We start from the raw sequence: 11,981 nt of genomic DNA on the forward strand, positions 1-11,981 counted from the left end.
CGCCCCCCCACTCGCCCCGTACACCGCAGGCCGTACGTCGCGGACCGTGCGCCGCAAGCCGCACGTCGCGGGCCACGCGCCGTACGGACGCGCCGGGAACCCACCCGCACCGGACAGCCGCGCGCGGGCGGGGGTCATCGAGGACGTGGAGGACCGCCCGTGGTGCACAGTGATCCCGATACGCGGCACGGTGTGGTGCTCGCGGCACGGCGCCACCTCGCCGACGGTGGCAGCCTCGTGCTGTACGGGCCGCGCGGCGCCGGCAAGTCGTACGTCCTGCGCGGGCTGGTCGAGGGCGCGCGGGACCACGCGGGAACGGTCCTGTGGTCGGAGCCCGGCGCGGCCGAGCGTCCGTTGCCGTACGCCACGCTCGCCGACCTCCTCGACCCGCTGCCCGACGACGCGCTGGCCGCGCTGCCGCCACCGCAACGCTCCGCGCTGCGCGCCGCGTTGCGCCGCGAGCGGCCCGCGCCGGACGGGCCCGACCCGCTCGGGGTGCGGCTGGGGCTGCTGGCCCTGTTGCGGGGGCTGACCGCGCGCGGGCCGGTGCTGCTCGCCGTGGACGGGGCGCACTGCGTGGACGAGCCGAGCGCGCAGACGCTGGCGTACGCCGCCCGGCGGCTCGGGCCGGCGCGGGTACGGGCCGTGGTGACCGAGACCGTGGGCGCCAGCGGCGGGCCGCCGCTGGGCGTCGCGCTCTGCCCGGGCCAGGTGCTCGTGCGCGAGCTGCCCGCGCCCGGGGTGTCCGAACTGCGCGCGGTGCTCGACCGCCACACCACCAGGAAGCTGCCGCACTGGCTGGTCCGGCGCGTGCACGAGGCGTGCGAGGGCGATCTGCTCGACGCGCTGGAGGTCGTCCGCCTGCTCGAAGGGCGCCCCGAACTCCCCTCCCGCGACCAGCCGTTACCCGTGCCCGAGCGGATCGGCACACGGGCGGCGGAGCGGCTGGCGCGGGTGGAGCCGGCCGGGCGCGGCGTGCTGCTGCTGGTGGCCGCGGCCCGACGCGGCCCGGTGGAGCTGGAGTTGCTGCGCGCGGCGGCCCGCGCGGTGGTCACGGACACCGGCACGCCGACCGGCGACCACGCCCCGGCGCTCGCGCACGCCCCCACCCTCTCCGCACCCGATGCCTCCGCATCCGGTGCCTCCGCGCCCCACGCCTTCGCCTCCGACACCTCGTCGCCCGCCACCCCCGGGCCGGGAGTTCCCACGTCCGGTGCCTCCACGTCGCACGCCTCCACGTCACACACCCGCACGTCCGGGGTCTCCGCGTCGCACGCCTCCGCGTCCGGTGTCTCCACGTCCGGCGCCGGCCTACGGGGTGCGGGCGCGGGTGACGCGTCCGCGCGGGCCGGGGCCGTGCTCGTGCCGGCCGCTCCGGACGGGCTGGTCGAGCGCGCGGTCGCGCAGGCCGTGGCGGCGGGGTTGCTCGTCGTCTCCGACGACGGGGTCGCGGTGCGCTTCGCGCATCCGCTGTACGCGAGTGCCCTCTACGCCGCCGCGTCCGCCGCCGAGCGGCGCACGGCGCACGCCCGGCTCGCCGCCGCCACCCCGGGCGCCGTCGAACACGCCCGGCACCTGGCACTCGCCGCCCCGGGCCCGGCCGAGGAGTTGGCCTCGGCGCTGGCCGGCGCGGCCGACCAGGCCCGGCGGCGCGGGGCGCCCGACGAGGCCGCGGCGCTGGCCCGGCTCGCCGCGCTGCGCACCCCGGCCGGGCATCCCGGGCGCCGCTGCGAGCGACTGCTGAGCGGCGCCGCGCACGCGTACGCGGCGGCCGACTACGAGCTGTGCCGCGAACTGGCCGAGCCCGTCACCGCCCAGGCCGCCGACCCGGCGCAGCACGTACGCGCCCGCGTGCTCATCATCAACGCCGCCAACCAGGCGCTGCACGACCTGGACGAGGTGTTCGCCGACGCGTTCGCGCACGCCGGTGACGATCCAGGGGCCCGGGCCCGGCTGCACTACCTGCGCGGCATCAAGGCCCACATCAGCGACGGTGACACGCCGCTGGCCTGGGCGGAGGCGGCGCGCGCGGCCTCGCTCGCGCGGCGCGGCGGCGACCGCTCGACGGAGTTGCTCGCGCTCGCGCTCCAGGCGTTCGTGGGCACGCTCCAGGGCCGGCCCGACGCGGAGGAGCCGTTGGACCGCGCGCTGGCCCGGCCGCAGGACGCCGGGCCGACCGGCGGGCACAACGGGCCACGGGCCATCCGGGCGCGGCTCGACTTCTTCGCCGACCGACTGGCTGCGGCGGACGCCGAACTCGGCCGACTGCTACGCCGGGCACGGCGGTCGGACGACGCCGAGGAGATGCTGTTCCTGCTGTGCGCGAGCATCGACGTGGACGTGCGCGCGGGCCGCTGCGGCAAGGCGCTGGCCGCCGCGCACGAGGCGCTCGGCCTGGCCCGCGCGCTCGGCGCCAACCTCGGGCAGGTCTGCTACTCGGCCGCGGTGGCCGAGGCCGCCGGCGGCGACCTGGAACGGGCCGAGGCGCTGGCCCGGGAGGGCGTACGGGTCGCGCGGGACGAGCGGGACATGGTGTTCCTGCCGCTCTCGCTGTGCCTGCTGGGCCAGATCCAGTTGCGCTCGCGCGCGCCGGTCGCCGCCGTGGAGTGCCTGGGCCAGGCCCGGACGATCGCCCGCCGGCGCTCCGTCGTGGACCCGGCGGCCGTGCCCTGGGCGGCGGACCTGGCCGAGGCGCTGGTGGCGGTGGGCGACCACGAGCAGGCGCGGGCGGTGGTGGCCGAGGCGCGGGGGGCCGCGCACCGGCTCGGCCGGTCGGGCGTCGCCCTGTCGCTGCTGCGGGCCGACGCCCTGCTGCGGGCGGAGTCCGCGGACCTGCCGGGCGCGGCGGCCGGGCTGCGCGAGGCCGCCGCCGGCCACCGCGCGCTCGGGCTCCCGCTGGAGCAGGGCCGGGACCTGCTGGCGCTCGGCGCCGTGGAGCGCCGGCGCCGACACGCCACGGCCGCGCTCGCCGCGTGGCACGAGGCGGCGGCCCTCTTCCGCACGGCCGACGCCCGCCCCTGGCTCGACCAGGCCCACACCGAACTGCACCGGGTCACCTGCGGACGGTCCGCCGTCCCGGCGCCCGGCACGGCGGCGCGGGCGGCGGCGGGCCGGTCGGCGGCGACCCCGCCGGGGTCGGTCGCGGCGCTGGGCGCTGGCGCGGCGGGCGCGGCGCCGGGCAGCGGGCCGTACGGGAGCCCCGAGGTGGGGGCGGCTCCGGGGACGGCCTCGGCACTGGGCGCTGGCGTGGGCCAGCCGCCCGCCGCGCTGCCCACGGGGCGGTGGCACGCGCTGACACCCGCCGAGCACCGGGTGGCGGAACTCGTCGGCGACGGAGCGACCAACCGGGAGATCGCCGGCCGCCTGTTCCTCTCGGCCAAGACCGTCGAGTCCACGCTGACCCGCGTGTACCGCAAACTCGGCGTCCGCTCCCGCGCCGAACTCATCCGCCTCCGGCACGCCCCGGGCCACGCGCCGGGCGAAGCAGCCGACCCGACGGTCTGAGGCCCGGGCCAGACGGGCTGAGGTTCGACGGTCTGCGGCCCGGGAGCGTGAGACCTGAGGTTGCCCCGGGCCCGGTGCGTCCCCGGCCGAGTCACGGCCGAGGCCCCGGCCACGCTCAGGGCCCAGGTCAGGCCAAGGCTCAGGGTCCAGGGCAGGGCCCGAGTCAGGCTCGGGACCCGCGTCGGGCTCAGGGCACGGGTCAGGGCCGGGGGATCGTGGCGTACGCGGGGTGGGGCTGGCCGTCCGGCAGGGTGCGCGGGGCGGTGAACGCTCCGTGCAGCGCGGTGTCCGTGTGGAACGGCTGGCCGATGGTGCGGCGCGGCAGGGACAGGCCGTAGTACGCGCCGAAGAGGCGGTACACGTCGGCCATGTCCGGGACGAACAGCGAGCACTCGTCGGGATCGTCCGGGAAGTCCGGGTCGGGCACGGCGCTGCCCAACCCGATCTCGGCCGTCATGCGCGCGGTGAGCGGGTGGTCGGCCCTGGCCCGCTCGTGCACCGAGCCGTCGCAGTACTGCCAGTCCCAGGAGCCGTCCACCACGGCCGTGACCAGCGGCGGGTCCATCCCCGTGTCGGAGACGCGCACGTAGGTGCGGCCCTCCCACAGGTGGTTCAGGTGGCCTCGGTCCGTACGGAAGAGGCCGCCACCGGTCTCGAAGGCGTACGCCCAACCGCCGTGACCGCCCAGTCGGGCCAGGTCCGGCAGCCGCGTCGTGCCGCCCGCAGCCGCCACGACGGCGTTGCAGGTGGCCGCGTCCATGACGGTGCCCGGCTCGGCGCCCAACATCACCGCGAGCCGCTCGACATCGACGTCCCGCACCGCGACCAGTTGCATCCCGCCGCCACCGCCGGCCTCGGCTATCCACCCGAATCCGTCGCTCACGCCCCCAGCCCCCTTCTCCCTCGTACTCGCCCGTGCTCTCCCCGTACGGCCGCCGCCACGCCCGGGGCACCCCCGGTGCCGGGCCTCCCCCACCCGTCATCGACAAGCTACCCCGCACCACTGACACCGCCGCTGCCGCAGAACCCGCCCGCTGCACCCACCCACTGACGCCGCCGCCCAGCGAGCGCGGACGACCGCCCGGCGAACGCCGGCGACGGGCGGGCCCGGGAGGGGCGAGGGGGGTACCGGGAAACCCCCTGCTTCGCGCCCGGGGGGTTCCGGGCCGCGGGGCGCCGGGCCCAGCTTTGTTCCAGCCGGCGGATGGAGCCACCTCCGCCCCGCCCCACTCCCCACGGGAGCGCCACCACCCCACGGGCGCCCCCACCCACCACCTCCCACCCGCACACCCGCCCCCAACTCCCCGCCGCCCACTCGGTCCAGGCCCCACGCCCCGGCCCCGCCGCACCACAGCACTCCCCACGTCACCGCCGCACCCCCGTACCACCGGCACCTCCCGCACCACGCGCGCCGCACTCCCCGCGCGCCGGACGCGCGGCACACCGGACGCGCGCCGGGCCCAGCCCGCACGGCCCCGCCCCGTACCGGAACGGGCACCTCCGTACGAGAACAGGCACCTCCGTACGGGACCAGGCGCCGTCGCGCGTCCCGCCACCCCGGGTGGCGTGCTCCGTTCCGCTCGGTCGGTCGCTCCCGCCGCGGCGCACGCCACCCGCTCACTTCCCCCGATGTCGCCCGGCGCCCCCGCGCGCCGGGCGAGAAGGAGAACACGATGGTTCCGCGGAAACACCGGGCGCCCGTGGGCGCCCCCGTCACCCCGGCCGCGCCACCCGACTCCGCACCGGCGAGAGGACGGCGACGGCTGACGGTCGCGCTCAGCGGCATCGCCGCCGTGGCGTGTCTGGCGGCGCCGCTGTCCGGAACGTCCGTCGCCGCCACGCCGCCGGCCCCGGCCCCCGCCGCCCAGGCCGCGCCGTCCGACGTCACCGCCTCCACCCAACTGGCCTTCAACGAACTGGTGCAGAGCCAGAACCAGTGGTGCTGGGTCGCCACCGGTCTGTCGATCGCCCGGTACCTCGGGCGCGGCCAGGACACCTCGCAGAACACGTTCTGCACCTACGCCCGCGGCCTGCCGCCCACGTCCGCCTGCCCCAACCGGCCCGGCTACCTCTCCGACGTACAGCGCTCCTGGTCCAGGCTCGGCATGGACCCGGGCCGCACCACCGGCACGCTGCCGTTCCAGACCGTGCAGCAGACGATCGACGCCAACTCGCCCGTCGAGACCGGCATCTACTGGACCTCGGGCGGCGGCCACGCGCAGGTGCTGTACGGGTACGACGCGAGCCGCCAGACGGTGATGTACGCCGACCCGTGGCCCAGCAGCCCCCGCTACGCCGAGATGAACTACACCACCTACCGCAGCAACAGCCAGTTCCGCTGGGCCGAGTCGCTGTACGGGGAGAAGTGAGCGCCATGACGAACACGACCCGTTCCCGACTCACCCCCCACTCCCGCCCCAGCGGGCTCGGCGGTGCCTCGCTCGTCGCGGGCGTCGGCGTGGGCATCAGCGTGCTCGCCCTGCTCGCCCCGACGGCGGCCGTCGCCGACGACGGCGCGCGGCCCGTCGCGCCCGCCTCGGTGTCGTCCGCCGACCGGGCCGCCGCCGCGAAGACGCTGGCCAGCCAGGACACCACCGACCGCGTCGGCTCCTTCTTCGTGCGGCTCGCCGAGCGGGAGCGGGCCACCGAGCGCGACACGCTCGACGCGGGCGTCACCCGCGCCGAGGCGGCGGCCCAGGCCCCGCGCCTGGTGGGCCCGGCGGTGCCGGTCTACTCGCTGAACCCGGACTTCGTCCGTGGCCGGAGCACGGCGGCCGAGCCGGTGGCCGAGTTCGCCTACCTGGCCTCCGAGGCCCGCTCCGCCTCCGGCGCCACGGCCACGGTGTGGACCGTGCGGGACGCCAAGACCCAGCGCTGGGCCGTCGCCAACGTGATCTCCGGCACCGACGAGGTCAGCTTCGGCCGCAAGGGCGCGGGCGACCTGGTCTTCACCGAGCCGCAGATCGCCGCCTGGTACGCGCTGGACGGCAACCGCGTGCTGCCGCTCAACAAGTCGGCCCGGGACGCGGTCGGCGCGCGGGGCACCAGCGTCGCGGCGTACCAGGACCGCGTGCACGACCGGTACGCCAACAAGCTGCCCGGCTCCGACTACCAGCGCTCCGGCCAGTTCGGCGGCGACGGACCGGCCGCGGCGCAGCCCGCGCCCGACGCGCCGCGCGGCACCGCGAGCGACGGCTCGTCGTCGGCCGGCCTGTCCGGCGCCGGGCTCGCGGCGGCCGGCGTCGCGGGCGGCGCCCTGCTCATCGGTGCCGGAACGGTCGCCGTCCGCCTCCGCCGCCGCACCGCGACCGGCTGACGACTGACCGGCTGACCGGCTGACTAGCCAACCGCAGCCGGGCCCGCCCGCACCACACCGGTCGCCGCGCCGCGCCGGCCGCCGTACCGCCCCCGCCCCGGCCGGCGCGGCGCGGCGACCCCGGCCACCGCCCCCCGCCAGCCACCCGGCGGGGGCGGTGGCCGTACGCACGGCGGCGAGGCCGCGCCCCGGCGCGGGCCGGGCGGGACCGGGCCGGACTGGGCCGGCGGGGACCGGGCCGCTCCGAGGTCAGCCGCTCGCGCGGGCGGTGGGCTTGGCCCGTACGTGCATGCGCTCGCCCTGCCGGCCGAAGAGGCTGAGCACCTCGACGGGGCCCTCGCCGGTGGTGCCGAACCAGTGCGGCAGCCGGGTGTCGAACTCGGCCGCCTCCCCCGCGCCCATCGTCAGGTCGTGGTCGGCGAGGACCAGGCGCAGCCGCCCGGCCAGCACGTACAGCCACTCGTACCCCTCGTGCGTGCACAGGTTGGGCGTGTCGCGGCTGGCCGGCAGGACCATCTTGAACGCCTGGAGCGGACCGGGCTGCCGGGTCAGCGGCAGCACCGTGTTCCCGTGCGCGCGGCGCGGCGTGAGCCGCACGCGGGGATCGCCGACCTCGGGCGCGCCGACCAGTTCGTCCAGCGGGACCTGGTGGGCCTGCGCAATCGGCAACAGCAACTCCAGACTGGGCCGACGCTGGCCCGATTCCAGCCGGGACAGCGTGCTCTTGGAGATCCCGGTGGCCTGCGCGAGCGCGGACAGCGTGACACCGCGCTCGGTGCGCAGCCGCTTGAGCCGGGGACCGACCTCGGTGAGGGCCTGGGCGATGGCGGGTGAGTGTTCCACGCCGCCATTGCACCCCACCCGTCCCGGAACCGGCAACGGTGTTTGCCGGAGGCGCACACGGGAGCGGCGGGTGCCGCGCGCTCCGCGCCACGCCACGGGAACCGCCCCGCGCGCCGCCCGACGGCCGCCCCCTCCCCCGGCCCGAAACCGGAGCCACCCCGCCACTCCCCGCGCTTGAACCCGCCGGGTGCGGGGCACTCGATGGAGACCGTGACGTGCGGCTCCGTAGGCGGGACCCGACCACCCGACCGGTTCACCCGGCGGGCCCGTGTATCGGACTCGTACGCGATACCCGGACCGACGATGGGGGACACACATGCACAGTGACCTGACCGACGAACTGCGTTCCAGAGCGGGCGTGTTCACCGACGAGCACGAGGGTCTGTGGGTGACCGTCGACGCGGGGAACACCGTGGAGTTCGGCGGGGCGCGACCCGGCGAACTGTTCCAGGCGGCGGCCGACTGGCTCGCCGCCGACCGACGGTACGAGGTGCTCGGCGTGCGCTGGCAGCACGCCGCCACCGACCCGCGACTACGCCTGGCCATCGCCCTGGACCGCGCACCCGACGCCTGAGCGCGAGCCTGACACCACGACCACGCCCGTGTGGCCGCGCCGCCACCCGCCCCGCCCCGCGCCACCCGCCCCTCCCTCGGCACACCCGGCGCGCGGCCCCCGCCCCGAGCGGGCGGGTGGGGGCGCGCCGGCCGGTGCGGCTGCGGCGGGTGGCTGCCCCTTCCCCCCGCCCTGGGGCCAGGCCCCGCCCGACCACGTGGTGACGGCCTTCCTCACCGTCGCGGCCAGCAGCACGGAGAAGGTCACGCCCAGCCTTCGCGTGGACCTCTTCTGGCACGCGCTCGTGCTCCACACCAGGCACTACGCCGAGTTCTGCGAGGCCCTCGGTAACGGGTACATCCACCACGTACCCGACCGCAAGAACGGCCATGATCCCGCCGCGGGGAGAGCCGCTTTGCGGCGAACGGCCGAGTTGATGCGATGGGCCGGCTTCGCCGTAGACCCCGAGTTCTGGCCGACGGACGGCGCGGCCGACTGCACCCAGAGCTACGCGGGCTGCTCGGACAGTCCCATCGCCACGTCACTCCGCCACAAGCCAAGCCAATGACCCACCCGAGCATCAGCCGCCCGGTATCGTGCCGGGCGGCTGTCGCCGTGGACGAGAACGGACAGGTAGTGACTGACTCGCGTAATGCCGCGTGGGACACCTACGCGCGGACCAAGCCGCAGCGTCGGACGACCAACTCCCGGGGCGAGACCACCTGGTTCAACTGGACCCAGTACCCGGACCACGGCCCCGGGGCCGAGACGCTCCGGCTGCGCCCCGGGGACCGCGCGCTGGATCTCGGATGCGGGTCGGGAGGCAACGCCGCTCACCTCGCCACGCTCGGCGTGCGGGTCGCAGGGGTCGACCTCTCCGCCCAACAACTCGCCAAGGCACGCGAGCGGTGGCCCGACGTGGACGGGTGGGAACTCCACCAGGGCGATGCCCTCACCTACCTCCGGGGCGCCTCCACGACCTTCGACGCGGTCTACAGCGTGTTCGGCGCCGCCTGGTTCACCGACCCCGAACTCCTGTTGCCCGTCCTCCACACCAGCCTCAGGCCCGGTGGGGTGTGCGCCTTCTCCCAGCGGCCACCGGTCGAGGGGTGTTACGGCTGCCAGGCGTCGTACATCCCGCGCGGGCCGGACGAGGACCCCGCCGTCGTCAGGCGGTGGGACTTCGAGCCCGAAGAGTGGACGCTGATGCTCAGGGACCACGGCTACGTTGATGTGTCCGCGTCCGTGATCACCCCGCCCGCCGGGAGTCGGCGCACGGGCACCCTGCTCGTGCGGGGTGTCCGTGGCGCCTGAGGCGTACGAAGCGTCCGAGCTGCCGCAAGCGAACCTCCGGCGCGCCGCCGCGACCGGCGCCCGCCCCCGCCCGACGCCACCCACTCCCCACCGGCCCGTATACCGTCGAACCCCGGTGCCCGCGGCACGAACCGTGGCGTCGGGCGGGCCGGGAAGCGGCAGGGAAACGCGGGGGAACAGGGAGGGCGGAACGGCGTGGGGTATGACGAGTTGGTCGCCGAGGGGTTGACGACACCGTTCGAGGGCTGGGACTTCGGGGTGTTCCGTGGGCGGTACGAGGAGCGGGGCGACGCCGACCTGCCGTGGAGCTATCCGGGGCTGGTACGCGAGCGGCTGCCGGGCGCGGGCGCGCTGCTCGATCTCGGGACGGGCGGTGGTGAGGTGTTGACCTCGTTGGCGCCGCTGCCCGTGCGGACCGCGGCGACCGAGGGTTTCGCGCCCAACGTGCCGGTGGCGCGCGAGCGGCTCGAACCGCTGGGGATCGAGGTGGCCGAGGTCGGCGACGACGACCAACTGCCGTTCGCGGACGCCTCGTTCGACCTGGTGATCAGCCGGCACGAGTCGTACGACCCGCACGAGATCCGCCGCGTGCTCCGCCCCGGCGGCACCTTCGTCACCCAGCAGGTGGGCGGCGGTGACCTCGCGGAGGTCAACGAGGCGCTCGGCGCGCCCGCGCACGGCTACGCCGACTGGGACCTGCGCGCCGCCACCGACCAGCTCACCGCCGCCGGCTTCACCGTGACCTGGCAGGACGAGGCGCGGCTGCCGGCGGCCTTCCACGACGTCGGGGCGCTGGTGCTGTTCCTGCGCATCACGCCCTGGCACGTCCCCGACTTCAGCGTGGAGCGGTACGCCGAGCCGCTGCGCGCCCTGCACGCCACGATGAGCGCGGGCCAGCCACTGGCCGCCCACTGCCACCGCTTCGCGCTGGTCGCCCGGCCGTAGCGGCAGCGCCCGGTCGCCGCCGGGGTGGGTACGTACGCGTCGGCCCGTCCGCCACCCGCCCGGGGGCGGTCGTGGACGGGAAGCCGAGACGTCGCAGGTGTCAGAGAGGCCGACGATGCCGAAGATGACGGAGGGGTCGGAGATCGGGGAGAGGCCGGGGAGATGTCGGAGATGAACGTCAACGGCGGTCACGCCATCGGGCCGATCGACCGGGCCTTCCTCGCGCTGGCCCGTCAGCACCAGCCGACCACCGGGTTCTTCCTCGACTTCGCCGGGCCCGCGCCGGACCCCGACGCGCTCGCGGAGCGGGTGCTGGGGCGCGCGGCCGGGTTGCCCGCGCTGAACCTGCTGCGCCCGGACGGCCGGGCCCGCCGGTGGCGCCCGCGTACGGCCGCCCTCGACCCGGGCACGCACGTGCGCCGGCGCACCGGTCTGGCCGGCCCCGGCGCGCTGGCCGACGCGACGAACGCGCTGCTCAGCCACCCGCTGCCGGGCGCCGAGCACCCGCCGTGGGACCTGTGGCTGCTGGACGGGGCGGCGGCGCGGGACGGCGCGGCGGGGGGCGCGGGGGCGCGGGACGGGTTTCGGTTGGCGCTGCGGGTGCACCACGCCGTGCAGGACGGGGTGGGCGCCGCGCACTCCGCGCTGGCCCTGCTCGGCGACGCCGCGGCGGCCGGCCCGCCGCTGTACCCGGCGCGGCTGCCGAGGCCGGCCGGCGCACTGCTGGCCGCGTCGGACGCCGTACGCCAACTCGGCCGCGTCCGTGGCTGGCCCGCGCTGCGCGCCCACCCCGCCCGCCGTACCGCGTGGACCAGCCAGGACGTTCCCCTGGCGCGGCTGCGTCAGCTCGCCGACGCGTGGCGGACCAGCGTCAACGACGTCTGCCTGACCGGCCTGGCGCGCGCGGTCCGCGCCTGGCGCCGGGACGGCGCGCCGGGCGCGTGCCCCGACCTGCCGGTTCTGGTGGCCATGTCCACGCGCGGCCCGGGCCAGCGGTACGCGCCGGGCAACCACGTGGTCGGCTACCGGCTGGTGCTGCCGTCGGCGGCGCCCCGGCTCGGTGACGCGGCGGCCCTGGTGCGCCGCCAGACCGACGCCGTGCGCCGCACCGGAACCCGCGACGCGCGCCGGCTCGCCGTGCGCGCCGCCCCGCACCGGGCCGGCGAGTGGGCGATGGGCTACGTGCGGAACGCCGTGCCGATCGGGGTCAGTTCGGTCACCGTCGCGGACGAGGAGCTGACCTGCCTCGGCGCCCGGCTGACCGGGGCGTCCATGTTCTACGACGTGCACGACGGGCTGCTCGGCTACGTCTCGTTCACGCGCGCGGGCGGGGTCGTACGGTGCGGCGTCGTGTACGACGCGGCGCTGCCCCGCGCCGCCGACCTGGCCCGCCATTGGCGGCAGGCCCTGTGCCCCGATCCGGCCGGGGCGGAGGTCGGGCCGGCCGGGGCTGCCGAGGCCGTCGAGGAGGCGGGGGGCGTGGGGCCGGGGGCCCAGGCGTAGGGC

10 protein-coding genes are annotated in these 11,981 nt (G+C 77.1%); 8 read left to right on the plus strand and 2 right to left on the minus strand.

Annotated features, from left to right (window positions below):
* The first annotated feature begins 159 nt into the window (after positions 1-159).
* Positions 160-3,504: a helix-turn-helix transcriptional regulator gene (locus H7H31_RS15500; protein WP_187117940.1), complete on the plus strand. Its 3,345-nt coding sequence runs from the start codon at positions 160-162 to the stop codon at positions 3,502-3,504.
* A gap of 199 nt (positions 3,505-3,703) precedes the next feature.
* Here the strand turns inward: H7H31_RS15500 and H7H31_RS15505 are convergent, their stop codons facing one another.
* The gene (locus H7H31_RS15505; RefSeq protein WP_187060213.1) at positions 3,704-4,387 is read right to left on the minus strand and encodes a hypothetical protein; all 684 of its coding nucleotides are present in this window, start codon (positions 4,385-4,387) and stop codon (positions 3,704-3,706) included.
* Between the two features lie 790 nt (positions 4,388-5,177).
* Between H7H31_RS15505 and H7H31_RS15510 the strand changes: the two genes are divergently transcribed.
* Together H7H31_RS15510 and H7H31_RS15515 are read left to right on the plus strand one after the other, a co-directional pair.
* Positions 5,178-5,873, plus strand: a complete 696-nt coding sequence (locus H7H31_RS15510; protein ID WP_187059683.1) for a papain-like cysteine protease family protein — start codon at positions 5,178-5,180, stop codon at positions 5,871-5,873.
* 5 nt (positions 5,874-5,878) lie between these two features.
* Positions 5,879-6,820, plus strand: a complete 942-nt coding sequence (locus H7H31_RS15515; protein ID WP_187059684.1) for a hypothetical protein — start codon at positions 5,879-5,881, stop codon at positions 6,818-6,820.
* A 249-nt stretch (positions 6,821-7,069) separates the two neighbouring features.
* On the opposite strand, the gene H7H31_RS15520 is transcribed toward H7H31_RS15515, so the two are convergent.
* Complete coding sequence (locus H7H31_RS15520) at positions 7,070-7,663, minus strand: helix-turn-helix domain-containing protein (protein ID WP_187059525.1); 594 nt, start codon at positions 7,661-7,663, stop codon at positions 7,070-7,072.
* Between the two features lie 316 nt (positions 7,664-7,979).
* Here H7H31_RS15520 and H7H31_RS15525 point away from each other — a divergent pair, with 316 nt between their 5' ends.
* The 5 genes from H7H31_RS15525 to H7H31_RS15545 all read left to right on the plus strand — a co-directional run bounded on the left by H7H31_RS15525 (position 7,980) and on the right by H7H31_RS15545 (position 11,978).
* On the plus strand, positions 7,980-8,237 hold the full coding sequence (locus tag H7H31_RS15525; RefSeq protein WP_187059501.1) for a hypothetical protein: 258 nt from the start codon (positions 7,980-7,982) through the stop codon (positions 8,235-8,237).
* Positions 8,238-8,436: 199 nt separating this feature from the next.
* Positions 8,437-8,784, plus strand: coding sequence for a glycine-rich domain-containing protein (locus tag H7H31_RS15530; RefSeq protein ID WP_187059583.1), 348 nt, complete (start codon positions 8,437-8,439; stop codon positions 8,782-8,784).
* A 68-nt stretch (positions 8,785-8,852) separates the two neighbouring features.
* A complete protein-coding gene (locus H7H31_RS15535) occupies positions 8,853-9,530 on the plus strand; it encodes a class I SAM-dependent methyltransferase (RefSeq protein ID WP_187059584.1) in 678 nt (225 codons plus the stop codon).
* 195 nt (positions 9,531-9,725) lie between these two features.
* The gene (locus H7H31_RS15540; RefSeq protein WP_187060503.1) at positions 9,726-10,475 is read left to right on the plus strand and encodes a class I SAM-dependent methyltransferase; all 750 of its coding nucleotides are present in this window, start codon (positions 9,726-9,728) and stop codon (positions 10,473-10,475) included.
* A 162-nt stretch (positions 10,476-10,637) separates the two neighbouring features.
* Positions 10,638-11,978: a wax ester/triacylglycerol synthase domain-containing protein gene (locus H7H31_RS15545; protein WP_187060504.1), complete on the plus strand. Its 1,341-nt coding sequence runs from the start codon at positions 10,638-10,640 to the stop codon at positions 11,976-11,978.
* The last annotated feature ends 3 nt before the right edge of the window (positions 11,979-11,981 follow it).

This window comes from Streptomyces buecherae (genome assembly GCF_014295035.1).
Lineage (GTDB): Bacteria > Actinomycetota > Actinomycetes > Streptomycetales > Streptomycetaceae > Streptomyces > Streptomyces youssoufiensis.

Coding starts and splice junctions, on each gene's coding strand:
- H7H31_RS15510 (WP_187059683.1), top strand. CDS start 5,178: ATGGTTCCGCGGAAACACCGGGCGCCCGTGGGCGCCCCCGTCACCCCG.
- H7H31_RS15545 (WP_187060504.1), top strand. CDS start 10,638: ATGTCGGAGATGAACGTCAACGGCGGTCACGCCATCGGGCCGATCGAC.
- H7H31_RS15515 (WP_187059684.1), top strand. CDS start 5,879: ATGACGAACACGACCCGTTCCCGACTCACCCCCCACTCCCGCCCCAGC.
- H7H31_RS15525 (WP_187059501.1), top strand. CDS start 7,980: ATGCACAGTGACCTGACCGACGAACTGCGTTCCAGAGCGGGCGTGTTC.